We start from the raw sequence: 14426 nt of genomic DNA, 5'->3' as shown, positions 1-14426 counted from the left end.
ATCGACCAGCATAACCCGATTACAGCTTATAAGATCATCTTCTTTATCAGCGTGCTGGTTGCCGGGGCCGGCGTCGTTGCCGCTTTCGTTCTCATGATTGTGAACCGCAAGCATGACCAACAAAGGCAAAAAGCATAGGGCGGTAATAACATTTCCAAATAAAAAAGATAAAAAAATCCTGTGGCCTTCCTAAGCCACAGGATTTTTTATCTTATTTTAAAGCATCCTGCACCCGCTGCTTTAGTTCCGGTAAAACCTCCGCTTCAAACCACGGGTTTTTCTTCATCCACATTTGATTCCGCGGAGACGGGTGAACCAACGGAAAGTATTCCGGCAAGTAGTCCCGGAAATGCTTAACCGTGTTCGTCAACGTATCCTTGCTTTTCAAATCCAAATATTTCCGCAAGGCGTAATTCCCCACCAGCATCGTTAGTTGCAGATTCGGCATCGCCTTTAACAAGCGCGGATGCCATTTATCCGCAAACCCCTTCCGCGGGGGAAGATCGCCGCTCTTTCCCTTTCCCGGGAAATAAAAGTCACACGGAAGAACCGCAATTTTCCCGGAATGGTAAAAAGTATCATCCGACACACCCATCCACTCCCGGAGCCGCTTCCCGGACGCATCGTTCCAAATGATGTGAGTGTCCTGGGCCTTCTTTCCCGGCGCCTGCCCAATCACCAGAATAGTAGCGTTCGCGTCCACATAATATAGCGGATCAATGCCCTGCTTGGTGTACTCCGCGTTCTGCGGATCCGCCTTAATCGCTTCAAAAATAGCGTTTAATTCATCATTCATGTTACTTCACGCTTTCCACCATGTCCGCGTACATCGCTGTCATCTTTGCAATAATTTGCCGGCCGCGTTCTTGGAGCCGATCAACCCCGGCAAAGTCGCGCGGTGCCCGGTATACCAGTTTAGTCTGTTTCCCCATCCCGATTAACAAAACCTTAATGGGGAGCTCAAACGTAATCTCATCGTTTTCCTGCATCAAAAGCGTCCCTACCTTAGGATTTCCGAAAATAATTAGGCGGGTCGGGTTAATCTGCAAATCAACGGCCGTTGCCTCCGCCTGCTGGTCAATGTCATCAAACACCTTAAACCCGTGTTCTGCAATCTTCGTTAAAACCCCCGCGTATACCTCATCAAACTTATGGTTAACAATAATTGTTTCCATTCCATCCGCCCCTTACATTAAATCTACATCATCACGGTGTGCCGGCCGTACGACTACGCCCCGTCGCGGGTCCCGCCCCCGGGAAATTGTTGTTACGTAATCATTCTTAGCTAACGCCTGGTGAATAACCTTCCGTTCGCCTGCTGGCATAGGATTCAGGTAAACCGGCCGGCCGCTTGCAATAACATCCGCCGCCGTTCGCTCTGCCAGATGTTCCAGCGTTGCCCGCCGCCGTTCCCGGTAATCAGCAACGTCAAGAATAATCCGCAGGTGGTGCCGGTAACGGGCATCCACGTAGTTCTGGGCTAATAGTTGCAAAGCATTGAGGACCTTACCGTGCTTTCCGATCAATTTTCCCTCATCGGCTTCATCAGCAACAAACCGGTACGTAACCTGGCGGTGCCCAACGGTAACGTTTACTGTTGCAGGAACGCCCATCTGTGCGGTGACGGTAGCCAGATAGTTCCCCAAATCAGTAACCACCGCATCGCGGGCGGCTTCCTGAGAAGTTTGCCGGGATTGTTTGGAAGCTACCGACTCTTCTTGCAGTTGTGCTTCATCGGCGGCCTGCTGCTTCTCAGCAACCGGCTCTTGCGCTTCTTGCGTTGGTGCCTGAGGTTGCTCTCGCACCTCCATGGTAACGACCGCATCCTGGCGGCCAATTCCCAAGAAGCCCCGTTTCCCGGCCGTGACCACCGTAACCGTGACCTCGTCGCGCGTACATTTCAGCTGGGCCAGCCCAGCCGCAACCGCCTCATCAACCGTTTCCCCTGTAAACTCCATTTCCTTTCTCCTCCGTCTCTTGTATCCAATCACCACCATTGTAGCATAATGCACGGGTAACAAACCGGCGAAAACGGGCAATAATGAAGGTGCTTAGGATTTTCCTAGACGCTTCCACCCCCCTAAAAAATCGCTTTTTGCCGGCATGTGCGCTAAACTATTGGTAACTGAAGCGCTTTTATTTGGAGGCATGATTCATGACAGTAAACGAACAGCTAATTAAAGACGACTTATACATGGCCGTTAACGGCGACTGGCTTAAAACGGCCAAAATCCCCGCCGACCGGCCAACTACCGGGGGCTTTGCCACCCTGGCTGACAATATCGAACACCAGTTAATGGATGACTTTAGCGCCATGCTAGCCGGGACTACCCGGCCAACTAATAAATACCTCGGCGAATTTATCAAATACTACCGGTTAGCCGCTGATTTCGCTCACCGAAACAAAGAAGGCTTTGGCCCCGCCCTTGAACTCCTCGAACGGGTTAGCCACCTGCGGGACTTGACCGACTGGCAGCGCCAACTCCCTGCCCTCACTAAGGACGGGTTCCCGGCGCCATTCCAGTTCTTCGTGGAACCCGACATGAAGGATACCCAACACTACGTATTAAGCGTTGACGTGGGCTCCCTCATCCTACCGGATACAACGTACTATCAGGAGAACAATCCCCAAGCACCAGCCCTCCTAGAGACCTACCGAGCAATGATGCTCAAACTCTTTAAACTAGCCGGATACGACGACGACTTTGCCCAGGAAACCCTCGAACAGGCCCTCGCCTTTGATCGGTCCATGGCCCCGTACGAAAAGGACAGCACGGCCCGAGCCGACTACACTAGCCTGTACAACCCGGTTAACGCAGCAGAGTTATCCGCCTTTAGCGACCAGGTTGACCTTGTAGCGGACGCCGCCGCTCTTATCGGTAAGGCCCCGGATAAAATCATCGTAAGCGAACCGCGCTACTTCGAACACCTCGACAAAATCGTCAACCCGCAGACGTTTACGAACTTCAAGGGTTGGCTGTTTGTTAAAACCCTTCTCCGGGTCAGCCCGTACCTGACCGATGAAGCTCGCATTACCGCTACCATTTATAACCGCGCCCTCTCTGGAAGCAAGCAGGCAGCTAATCAGCAAAAAAGTGCTTACCGCTTAGCAAGCAATCAATTCTCCCAGGTTGTTGGGTTGTACTACGGTCACAAGTACTTTGGTGAACAGGCCAAGGCCGACGTTGAACAGATGGTTGCCAAGATGGTCGCCGTTTACAAGCACCGGTTAGAAAATAACGATTGGCTGAGTGCCACTACGCGTGAACAAGCCATCGTTAAGCTGAATAATCTCGGTGTTCAGGTTGGCTACCCTGACAAATTGGCGCCGCTTTACAAGCGGTTTGTCGTTCACGAAGGAGAATCCCTGCTTACCAATGCTTCCCGGTTTACCCGAATTGCTATCGAAGATAACTTCAGCCGCTGGGGCAAACAAGTTGACCGGACAGAATGGGAAATGGCAGCCAGCACGGTGAACGCCTACTACAACCCCTCATTTAACATCATTGTTTTCCCGGCAGCCATCCTGCAGGCCCCGTTCTACGGCCTTAACCAATCCGCCAGCGCCAATTATGGCGGAATCGGTGCGGTCATCGCCCATGAAATTTCCCACGCCTTTGACAACAACGGCGCCAAGTTTGACGAATGGGGTAATATGAAGAACTGGTGGACGGACGCTGACAAACAGCACTTTGATACCCTGGCCCAGGACATGATCCGCGAGTTTGACGGACTGACCACCCGCGCCGGTAAGGTCAACGGTAAGTTAGTCGTTTCCGAAAATATCGCTGACGCCGGGGGATTAAGCTGTGCTCTGGAAGCCGCCAAGGAAACACCGGACGCTAACCTGCGGGAATTCTTCATTAACTGGGCACGGATCTGGTGCGTGAAGTCTTCCCTGGAGCGAGAAAAACTTCTCCTGGCAATTGACGTGCACGCTCCCCAGGAACTTCGGGCCAACATTCAGCCACGGAACCTAGCGGACTTCTACACCACCTTTAACGTGCAGCCCGGCGATGGCATGTACATGGAACCAGAAAACCGGGTTAACATCTGGTAACTAAAGCCGCTTTCAAAACAAGAACGGGAGTGGTACAGGATGGGATGCTTTATCATCTCTTCCTACTACCACCCCCGTTTTACTTGACGCCCTTCAAAAAAAACCATACAATGAGGCGCGGTTTAATGCTTTTAATGTGGTCCCGTGAGACTCAAAAGACCGGTATTTATTGTAGGGTTTTCCTGTACGCACCGCTCCTGGGTTCACGCGACCAGGAGCTTTTTTAAAGGAGTGTTTTTTATGAGTAATAAACGGCGGGACATCGTGCTCGACGTCAACGAACGCCCTGGATTCGGTCAATGGGTGGGGCTTTCCATCCAGCACATGTTCTCGATGTTCGGGTCAACCGTGCTGGTTCCTATCCTGGTGGGATTAAATCCAGGAATCGCCCTGTTTAGTTCTGGGGTTGGGACCTTAATGTATATCCTGATTACTAAGGGGAAGATTCCAGCGTACATGGGTTCAAGTTTTTCGTTCATCGTGCCGATGATTGCCTTAATGAAAACGGTCGGCTACCCGGGGATTGCTCAGGGAACCATTGCCGTCGGGTGCGTTTACCTGATCGTATCACTGATTGTCAGCGTGATTGGGTCAGACTGGATTGACCGCCTCTTACCGCCGGTTATTGTCGGCCCAATTATCATGGTCATCGGACTTTCGCTTGCTGGAACGGCTGCCAAGGACGCAACGATTAATGCGACGGGACACTACGATCTCAAATTTTTTGCGGTTGCCCTGCTAACCCTGCTGGTTACGATCGCCTTTAACATGTTCATGAAAGGCTTCCTCGGGTTGATCCCGATTCTACTGGGGATTGTAGTCGGCTACGTAATCGCCGTTCTCTTCGGCATCGTGAACTTCACCCCGGTTCTTCACGCCCACTGGCTGAGCTTGCCAGCCTTCCAAATTCCGTTTGTTAATTACAAACCAAAGCTGTACTGGGGTGCCATCCTCAGCATGGCACCAATTGCCTTCGTGACGATGACGGAGCACATGGGCCACATCATGGTACTTAACCAGCTGACGGAGCGGAACTTCTTCAAAAATCCAGGACTCAACCACACCTTGGCGGGAGACGGAACCGCTTCTATTATCGCTGGGTTTGTCGGGGGCCCACCGGTAACAAGCTACGGGGAAAATATTGGTGTGCTCGCCATCACTAAGGTCCACAGCGTCTATGTGTTGGCCGGTGCCGCTTTATTTGCCATTATCTTTGGTTTCATCGGTAAGCTAAGTGCACTAATTGAAACCATCCCCAAGCCGGTTATCGGGGGGATCTCATTCCTGCTGTTCGGAGTAATTGCCTCCAGCGGCCTGCGCGTGCTGATTGATAACCGCGTTAACTTTGATAAAAAACGAAACCTGATGATTGCCTCAGTAATCCTGGTAATCGGAATTGGGAACGCCTACCTTCAGCTAGGGCAGTACCAGTTCTCGGGCCTGGCGGTGGCTGCGGTTCTAGGAATTATTTTGAACCTGATTCTGCCAAGAGAGGCCCGGAGTGAACAGGAAGCTCGCCAGCAAGATAGCGAATCAGACTAAATTTTAGGGGGTGGGACATAAGTCTCATCCCCTTTGTTTTTCCGTATAATCTGGTGCCCCCAATAAACAAAAATTACGGTAAATGTACGCCGATTGTTGAATCCGTCCTTCATAATTCGTGCGGCTTACCGCTTCCAGCATGTTCATTTTCGGCGTTTTACGCTCTTTTCTCTTTTCAGAATCCTTACGAAAGTACAAACGAACGTAAGGATTCATAAAAGCTCAGGGCTATTCGTGGCACTTTCAGTCAAACCACGTATAATGATGATACGGGGAATTCAACCCCGGATGTCCTGATAGAAAGAGAGTGATTTCATGACAACATCAGGCAACCAATCAACAGCGGACATTGTTCCCGCCCAGGTGGTCAAGCTCGGCAAGCACGCTCTTGTCCTCAAGACCGAAACAAATGAGTTCATTACCGTTACCCGACCGCAAAGTACTGCCCATGACGGCGTCTTTCTAAAGGTGATGCGCGATATCATGCACACGGGGCTATGGATCCCCGTCGACCGAAAGCACCGCCATATTCTTCGGTACGACTGGTTTGATACCCCTATTGAAAATTATAGCTTTTAACTAATAAATTAACGACCGCTATCCCCAAGGGATAACGGTCGCTTCTATTAAGCTGGTAAAAAAACCACCTATTAAATACAAAAAAATCAATATGCACCCCCAATTTTGAACAAAATAAATTCAATATTGGGAGTATACGGTTTTCAAAACAAGGCAAGATCAACACTTACCCTCTTCAATGATGATGAGCCCACGTCCGGGCAACGTGCGCATTCCGAAAATAGTGCATCGTCGCTAAATCATTACTCCGTAACAGCTCCTTGTGGTGGTGCCACTTCGTTACACGATAGAGGGTCCCATCCCCCTTACTCTGCGTCCACCCATACTCCCGTAACCAGCGGTGGTTGTGCACCGTTACGTTCGTCAGGAAGCACCAGTTGACCGTATCAGCCTGCATCGTTTCTGGATGATGGTTAGTGTCTGCGGCGGTATGCTGTTGGGCCGGGTGGGCCTGTAACATCGTCGCGTGCCCGTGTCCGTCGTTGGTTTGAAGTTGGTTACCGCGGATAGTCAAAGTCGCGCCGTCAGCTGTATACCAATTTCCCTGCATGGCCTGCGGGAAATTTGTTCCTGCCGGCGTGCCGGTGCTGCTAACCATTGCCGGGGTTACCCGGAAACTTGAGGACGCTTTAGGGGAAGAGTTTGCCTGAGCAGTTATCCCCCAGCCGAATAGCAGCCCACCGCTAATAACCCCCGCGACAAGGCAGTAGTGCTTTGTTATCATTCGCATCATCCTCCAAGTTCGTTATTCTTTCTTAATAAATCTGCTCCCGATTATAGCTCCTTTCGTTTATTGGCGCCAGCTCACGTTCACAAAGGATACCTTCCCCCAAAATAGGCGAAATGGAAACAATAAAAAAGGAGCCGCCTGCTGCACCTCCACCGTTAATTTTTATTACCGTTCACTAATCCGTATTATTCTCTCACTGTCGCTTTCGGTCGGAGTAGTCAAAAAATAATCCCCAAGTTTACGAATACCATCACCAATACAGCCAAACATTTAAGGGTTCATAAATGCGTCTACCTAAAGCATATAATTTTGGATTTTGTCTTTATATTCTTCAATTAATGAACTGTTATACTTCTTACTGCCCGCACTTTGTTTAACGTTACTCCATAAGATAGAAGCTACCTTCAATTTTGAACCAAATTTTTTAGAATTCTCATCATTAAAAAAGTCTTTAACAAAATAATTCCATTCGTACGTTTTTTCCTCTGGGTTTCTAATTTTACTAGAATTAAAATATGCATTAATTAAATCTTGAATGGTCGCCGCTTCATCTTGGTTTCTTTCGATTTCTCGTAATTTTATTGCCATGTTTTTCTTAAAAGAAAATTTTTCCAAGCCCAAATAATATTTAAAAAATTTTCGTGCTTCACCGTTTAAAGAAAAGCCTGAATTTAATATTTTTGTTTCTGGTGTCATTTCATCCCATAAAAGTTTTTTTGACGCCCTTTTCGGTCTCCTCAGAGGTTTGATGTCACTTAGTGGTGTACCTCCAAAATACTTTTCAATATATATTAAAAGCTCTGCCTTAGTCCCGTAAGAAGGCAACCCTTTTTCACTACAAAATCTTTGTAAATCTTTTTTATACCAATATTCTTTTTTTAGATTCTCTTTTGTGATTTTTATCATCGTTTCCCCCGGTTATTAACACGCGTTTACCAAAAACACGCCCAGAAATTTCTAGGCGCGTTTTTACTAAGCTTAGTACGTTGGTTATCATATTCTTGAAATTATAAAGGCAGGCAAACACACTTTATATCAGGCTCTTCCTTAAGGGCTTTTCTGTTCATCCTTTACCTTTTTTACAGATACATTAAAACTCCAAAGCCCCTTATACCGCGCATTTAAACGCCCCTAGGTAATTGAGAATTATAAATTCTTATCCATGTTAAACGTGAACTTCGATAATTCAATGCCCTTCATGATAAGCTTGTTCATCAGCTCCTTGGTCATCTTCTTCATCCTGGCCACGCTTTCGTAGTTCTTCTGTGTTAAGAACTCCGTTAATCTCTCGCCGTGCAACTTGGCGGCCTCCTTGTCAATCTCAGCAATCATTTTGCGATTGACGCGCCGACACTCAATCAGGTAATCGATATTATCCTGGATAAACTTACTGTAGTGACTTTCCACCAGCATTGACATGTGACGATACAGCCAGTAAGCAGAATCAGCATCAACGTCCATCTCAAGCGGCGTTTCTGAGAAACTCGGATCCGTGTCATTAGCGTTCGTGTAAAACGGAATGTACGGGCTGAATTCCGGGTAACCGATGCACAGCCACATGATGGCCTGCTGCTCTTCTGGCACATCGTTCCGCAGTTGGAGAACGTGGGAATTCTGCGTCCGGTTCAAGCCAATTGGCCGGTAGCGGTACTTATCGGCATCATCCCCGTGGCCCATTGGGTCGTATGGCGTCTCGTTGTAATGGGAACCGAGGTACATCTCAATATCGTCTGGAGTAAATTTATGGTTCGTCCGCATAATGAACGGTAATTCACCTGATTCTGGATCCTCCTCCAGTTCTGGGTTAAACAGATGATGCCCGTACCATACCCGTGGTGTATTGTAGTGGCGATCCTTCTCGTTAAACGTCCCGAAGATGTGGCGGAAGTTCCACCCTTCCTTGTCTGGATTAAGGTGGTGCTCCTCAACAAATTTCTGGATCCCGTCCGCCCACTGGAAGTTTTCCGTGTCGTTGAAGTCGACCTGCTGGATGGCCACCTCATTGGCTACCACGGCATAAGCATCATCCGGGATTCGCTGAGCAAGCCACAAGTGTCCCGTCACAATTTCCATGTACCATGCCTCGTTCTTATCAGCAAACAAAACGGAGTTGCCGGCCGGAGAACCATACTTGGAAATCAGTTTTCCAAGAAACTGAACGGCCTGCCGGGCAGAGTCGATGAACGGTAGCGTTACATTAACAATGCAATCCTCATCAAGTCCGTCCTTTACCAGCGGATCAAAGGCCAACGTCCGTTCATTCCCGTACGTTGACTCCGTTGCAGACATTGCAACGTTCTTTTCGTTAATCCCACTTTCTTCGTAGTAACCATTTTTCTTGTAGTCGACGTTCGGAACGGCGTTGTAGCGGTAGCCGTTTTCTGGCAGTTCCATCTCAAACCCGTTTAACCACGACCTAATCTTCTTTCCTTTCTCCCCGTGCCATGCCGGATGCATATAAAACCGTTGAGGGGTTAATGGTAAGAAGGTATCATCGTTCCGCGCGATCATCACGGAACCATCGATACTAGCATCCTTCCCCACCAGCATTGACGTGCAAGCGCGTTCAATTTCCATTGATATAACCTTCATTTCCCATTTAAAATTACCTTTATTCTAGCAGAGCGCCCCGGCAGGTTCAATTTTTCTCAGGGCAAAGGCCCGCTACAAAAAAATCACAAAAGAAATTGTACTTTTCCGCCAAAAATAGTACCCTACTAGGGTAAGAATTCTAAAGGAGTGAACACTAGTGGACAGAGTAGACGAGCAACAGCTTGCTAAGCTAAACGCTTTTGAAATTAGCAAGAAGATTAACAAGCTCGCACAGAATAACGATCACCACAACACCTCCCTGAACGCCGGGCGGGGCGATCCAAACTGGTTAAACACGAAGGCCCGGCTGGCATTTAACCGCCTCGTTGAATTTGGAATTACCGAAACCCGGCGAACGATTGATGAACACGACCTGGCCGGGTACACCGAAGCGGGAGGGATTGCCGCTCGGTTTAAGCGGTTCTTAAATCCTGAAGAACGCCCGAACGACAAGTTTTTGCAGTCGGCCGTGGACTATTGCGTAGATGAACTAGCGGCTAACCCGGACCGGCTGGTTAAGGAACTCACCGACGGGGCCCTTGGGAACAACTACCCGGCTCCTGATCGGGTTCTTCATTACACCGAGCGAATTTTAAACCGCTATGTTCAAAATGTGCTGTATGGCGGTGTCAACCTGGAGAACCACACGCAGATTTTCCCAACTGAGGGGGGAACAGCGGCAATCGTCTACCTATTTAACTCCCTAAAGGAAAATCACCTGATCCACCCCGGGGACAAAATTGCGCTGACCACGCCAATTTTTACGCCATACCTGGAGATTCCGGTACTCAACGATTATCAACTCGTTAAGATCAACCTGGTCGCGGATGAAACTACTAACTGGCAAATCCGACCGGAAGAACTGGAAAAACTAGCAGACCCTAACATCAAACTGGTGTGTGCAATTAACCCAAGTAACCCGGGCGCTAAGGCGTTTGACAAACAGGCGCTGGCGGCCATTAAGCGGGCCGTGGCCAAAAACCCGGACCTGATGATTGTGACGGATGATGTCTACGGAACGTTTGCTGAGAACTTCCAAACAATTTACAGCGTCGTCCCGTACAATACAATGCTGGTCTATTCGTTCTCCAAACTCTTTGGTGCAACTGGTTGGCGCCTCGGCCTAATCGCCATGCACGACGACAACGTCTTCGATAAGCTCGTTAGTGAGCTACCATCCGCACAACGAGCAGAGGTTAACGAACGGTACGGCAACGTAGTCTTGCACCCCGATAAAATGTCATTCATTGAACGGATGGTAGCAGACAGTCGGTCCATCGGGTTGTACCACACTGCCGGACTCTCTACGCCCCAGCAGGTTATGGAAGACCTTTTTGCCCTTACCCACCTGGTTGCCGGCAAGGATGATCAGTATATCAACGAATCACGCCGAATTGTAAGCGAACGGTACAATCGGTTATGCACCGCCCTCGGGATTAATCCGGATGAGAGTAAGGAAAATACCAAGTACTACTCCCTGCTCGATATTTATCAAATTGCCGAACATAAGTACGGTAAAGGTTTTCGAAAGTACCTCGAAGAAAACTTTGAGCAGATCGACTTCCTGGTTAACCTGGCAAAGAAAAACGGAATTACGCTGATGAACGGTCCGGGCTTTGGAACAACGCCGGGGAAGCTCCGGGTATCTGAAGCTAACCTGCCAACCCACGCCTATACGGTAATTGGGGAACAGATTCTTCAATTGTTAGCCAACTACCACGAACGGTATGAAGCAGCAAAGAAAAAGTAAAACTTATTAACTGAAACATTCAGACTGTGATGAGAATCACGGTCTTTTTATTTACGCCTAAAAAATAATTGTGAAAAAACTACTATTATTGCTAATATCGTCCTGATATTAGTCCCTGATACCGTGTATCTCACACATAGAAAGGGGTTTCATTTTTTAGTTGACTTTTTCACAATTAGGAATTATTATAATGTTATAATTTTTAAAAAAGGAGTTCTTAATCATGAAAATTGCAATCATCGGCGCGACTCACGCCGGCACATTTGCCGCGCAACAAATTTTAACGGACCACCCGGACTACGATGTTACGGTTTATGAAAAGAACGACAACCTCTCGTTCCTTTCGTGCGGCATCGCCCTGTGGGTGGGAAACCACGTTTCAAACCCCAAGAAGATGTTCTACTCCAGTCCGGAGAAGTTGGCAGCTTTGGGAGCCCACATGCAGATGCAACATGAGGTTCTCAGCGTAGACGTGGCCGCCCAGACCCTCCGCGTCAAAGATTGCATCAACGGTGAAGAAACAATGGCTGCGTACGATAAGCTCGTGATAACGACCGGCTCACTCCCAGTAATCCCGCCGATTGACGGAATCAACAGCAAGGGCGTTTACCTGTGCAAGGATTGGCACGACGCCGAAACGCTGAAGAACCTGGCACCATCAATTAAACGGGCCGTGATCATCGGGGCCGGCTACATCGGCGCAGAACTCTCTGAGCAGTTATCACTTGCTGGCAAAGACGTCACCCTAGTGGATGCCTTCCCGCGGGTTCTGTACAAAAACTTTGATAAGGACCTCAGCGATAAAATTGAAGCGGAATACCGTAATCACGGGGTGCGTTTAGCCCTCGGCGAAAAGGTCACCAGCTTTGAACAGCAAAGTAACCAAATTACTGTTCACACCGACCAGGGAGACTACACTGCGGACATTGCCGTATGGTGTGCCGGCTTCAAGCCCAATACCGCACTGTTTGATGGTCAACTCGCCATGCTTCCCAACCACGCCATCCGAACAAACGAATACATGCAAACCAGTAACCCGAACGTTTTTGCGGCCGGTGACGCCACTAACGTCTACTACAACCCGACCGGCAAGGACGACTACATTCCGCTGGCAACCAACGCCGTGCGCCAGGGAATGCTAATTGGTCAAAACATTGATCAACCAACCGTGAAGTACATGGGAACACAGGCCACTTCAGCGGTCGAACTGTACGGCTGTTGTATGGCCGCTTCAGGGTTAACCGTTGAGGGTGCCAAGATGCGGGGGTGCAAAGCGGACGCCGTCACAATTGAAGAGCCGTACCGGCCAGAATTCATGACGTCTACCACTAACGTTACTTGCCGTCTCGTATGGGATCCGGTTACCCACCGGATTCTCGGCGGCGCCGTCTTCAGCAAACACGACGTTTCCCAGTCAGCCAACGTCCTCTCGCTGGCCATCCAAAATAAGATGACCATTGAGCAGCTAGCCATGGTTGATATGTTCTTCCAGCCCAATTTTGACCAACCACTTAACTGGTTGAACAACGTAGCCCTCGCCGCAATTAATAAGGCAAACCAAAAATAAAACATTAATAAAAAGAATACAAAACGGGGTGGTGCTTTTCCACCCCGTTTTTCTATCCTTGTTTTACTGGTTAGTATTCCTGATCTGCGCCCGTTCGGTTGTAGTAATCCACTGTCATCCCGTTATCTATCAAGGACAATCGAGTAACACTACCATTTTTAGGATAATCCGCCAACACGTCAATGGTACTAAAACGATCCACGATGCTAGCAATCGTATTACTGTGCGTTACCACTAAGATATTTCCCCGGTGATAATCGGCCCGTAACTGGGCAAAACCGGCATCAACTCGCCGCCAGTACTCCGTATGATCTTCCGCAAAACGGTACGGGTCCGCCACCTTCATTAGGTCCTTCGCTTCGTCAAACGACTTAGCTGCCACAATTTCTTTGAGGGTTGTTATTCCTAGTTGGGCGCCGACTAGCCGCCAAGCCAACTGCTTATCCATTCCCTCAAAGTAGCCATAGTTTTGCTCCCGGAACGCTGAAAGTTGAACCTGTCCGGCCGAATCAGTCGTCAGGTTTTCTTCAAGAATCAGTTGACAGGTCTTCGCTGCCCGTCCAAGATCTGAACTATATGCCCCGTCAAAGTGAACGTTACGCAGCCACTGCCCAGTTTGCTGCGCCCCAGCAATTCCTGCCTCCGTCAACGGGGTGTCTGACCACCCCTGCATCTTATTCATTAGGTTATACAGTGTCTGGCCGTGCCGGACAAGGTAAATGTGTGCCGTCATGATTAGTCCCCCGTACTCTGATTTTGATTATCAGCATTCTTACCGTATTGTGATTCAGGAAGCAACCGGTTAGCGTAACCATTGACTTCATCCTGCTTCTTCTTGGTATTGTAGTAATCGTTAATCAGCGTATCCAGCCGCACGCTAACGGTTCGCATCGGCGCGTCCGCAACACAATCAGCATTTGACACATCCACGTACTTAATCACAACGTTTTCGCCCTGTAACTGGAAGTAAAGATAGCTAGTCGGATCCCCATTAGCTGTTACGTAACTAAAGCCATTTAAGTCACTCCCCGGGGCCGTATTCGGCTGGTCACTATAGTACATGCTACCAGCTGCAACCCCCTGCTTAAACCAATTCGGGTATTTTAATAAGGCCACTAACGTTCCCAACTGTTGGGTCGTCAGGTGAACGTGCTCTGGGTTCACTGCTACCGCATTACTACTGCTACTACTTTGCGTTGCCTGGCTGTTATTCAGAACAATCTGCTTGCTTTGGTTATGCTGTTCCGGCTGCGCCTGCTGGTGCGTCGGGGTATCATGATGATGACTTTCATGGTGACTAACCTGTTGCCCACATCCCGCTAAAAGCAGGCTAACTCCAAGACCCAGGCCCAAAACAACTGCTCGTTTTTTCATATTCCATCCTCCCATTCCTTTTCAACTTCCCCTATTTTATTACTAACCGAAAGGAACTGCACTAATGTTAATTTCACAAAACCAGGTTACTTAAAAAAACTAACTGGTCGGCAAACCAGCTAGGGCATAGTCACTACGCTATTATCCGTACTTTATCTCAGCCATAAGGTGTCATTTTCGGCTTTAAAACCACCATTTCTGGTGGAATCAATTACTCCTTTATCCCAAGGAA

General features: G+C 48.7%; 13 protein-coding genes. 5 read left to right on the top strand and 8 right to left on the bottom strand.

Annotated features, from left to right (window positions below; all coding sequences use genetic code 11):
• Positions 1-211: 211 nt before the first annotated feature.
• From ACI3EZ_RS06695 to jag, 3 genes are read right to left on the bottom strand one after another with little or no spacing between them, the layout of a single operon-like run.
• Positions 212-796, bottom strand: coding sequence for a uracil-DNA glycosylase family protein (locus ACI3EZ_RS06695; RefSeq protein WP_405024704.1), 585 nt, complete (start codon positions 794-796; stop codon positions 212-214).
• Between the two features lies 1 nt (position 797).
• Positions 798-1175 carry a DUF302 domain-containing protein gene (locus ACI3EZ_RS06690; protein WP_405025916.1) on the bottom strand — a complete coding sequence of 126 codons (378 nt, stop codon included), beginning with the start codon at positions 1173-1175 and terminating at the stop codon, positions 798-800.
• A 12-nt stretch (positions 1176-1187) separates the two neighbouring features.
• A complete protein-coding gene (jag, locus tag ACI3EZ_RS06685) occupies positions 1188-1958 on the bottom strand; it encodes an RNA-binding cell elongation regulator Jag/EloR (protein ID WP_405025915.1) in 771 nt (256 codons plus the stop codon).
• A 197-nt stretch (positions 1959-2155) separates the two neighbouring features.
• Between jag and ACI3EZ_RS06680 the strand changes: the two genes are divergently transcribed.
• The 3 genes from ACI3EZ_RS06680 (at position 2156) to ACI3EZ_RS06670 (ending at position 6181) form a co-directional block, all read left to right on the top strand.
• A complete protein-coding gene (locus ACI3EZ_RS06680) occupies positions 2156-4060 on the top strand; it encodes a M13 family metallopeptidase (RefSeq protein ID WP_405025914.1) in 1905 nt (634 codons plus the stop codon).
• Positions 4061-4300: 240 nt separating this feature from the next.
• Positions 4301-5602: a uracil-xanthine permease family protein gene (locus ACI3EZ_RS06675; protein WP_405025913.1), complete on the top strand. Its 1302-nt coding sequence runs from the start codon at positions 4301-4303 to the stop codon at positions 5600-5602.
• Positions 5603-5917: 315 nt separating this feature from the next.
• On the top strand, positions 5918-6181 hold the full coding sequence (locus tag ACI3EZ_RS06670; protein ID WP_405024709.1) for a hypothetical protein: 264 nt from the start codon (positions 5918-5920) through the stop codon (positions 6179-6181).
• Between the two features lie 175 nt (positions 6182-6356).
• Here ACI3EZ_RS06670 and ACI3EZ_RS06665 read toward each other — a convergent pair whose 3' ends face one another.
• The 3 genes from ACI3EZ_RS06665 to ACI3EZ_RS06655 form a co-directional block, all read right to left on the bottom strand.
• On the bottom strand, positions 6357-6905 hold the full coding sequence (locus ACI3EZ_RS06665; RefSeq protein WP_405024710.1) for a hypothetical protein: 549 nt from the start codon (positions 6903-6905) through the stop codon (positions 6357-6359).
• Between the two features lie 300 nt (positions 6906-7205).
• Entirely contained in the window at positions 7206-7817 is a 612-nt protein-coding gene (locus tag ACI3EZ_RS06660) for an SAP domain-containing protein (RefSeq protein WP_405025912.1), read from the bottom strand.
• Positions 7818-8057: 240 nt separating this feature from the next.
• A complete protein-coding gene (locus tag ACI3EZ_RS06655) occupies positions 8058-9488 on the bottom strand; it encodes a C69 family dipeptidase (protein ID WP_405025911.1) in 1431 nt (476 codons plus the stop codon).
• Between the two features lie 172 nt (positions 9489-9660).
• On the opposite strand from ACI3EZ_RS06655, the gene ACI3EZ_RS06650 reads away from it, so the two are divergent.
• Entirely contained in the window at positions 9661-11253 is a 1593-nt protein-coding gene (locus tag ACI3EZ_RS06650) for a bifunctional aspartate transaminase/aspartate 4-decarboxylase (RefSeq protein WP_405025910.1), read from the top strand.
• 223 nt (positions 11254-11476) lie between these two features.
• Positions 11477-12820, top strand: coding sequence for an FAD-dependent oxidoreductase (locus ACI3EZ_RS06645; RefSeq protein ID WP_405025909.1), 1344 nt, complete (start codon positions 11477-11479; stop codon positions 12818-12820).
• 70 nt (positions 12821-12890) lie between these two features.
• Here ACI3EZ_RS06645 and ACI3EZ_RS06640 read toward each other — a convergent pair whose 3' ends face one another.
• Both ACI3EZ_RS06640 and ACI3EZ_RS06635 read right to left on the bottom strand, forming a co-directional pair.
• Positions 12891-13553 (bottom strand): histidine phosphatase family protein, encoded by a 663-nt coding sequence (locus ACI3EZ_RS06640; protein ID WP_405025908.1) that lies wholly within the window; start codon positions 13551-13553, stop codon positions 12891-12893.
• 2 nt (positions 13554-13555) lie between these two features.
• Positions 13556-14194: an Lreu_0056 family protein gene (locus tag ACI3EZ_RS06635; RefSeq protein WP_405025907.1), complete on the bottom strand. Its 639-nt coding sequence runs from the start codon at positions 14192-14194 to the stop codon at positions 13556-13558.
• Positions 14195-14426 lie beyond the last annotated feature (232 nt).

The organism is Ligilactobacillus sp. LYQ60, assembly GCF_045033015.1.
GTDB lineage: Bacteria > Bacillota > Bacilli > Lactobacillales > Lactobacillaceae > Ligilactobacillus.
This window is presented reverse-complemented; position numbering and strand designations above follow the sequence as displayed.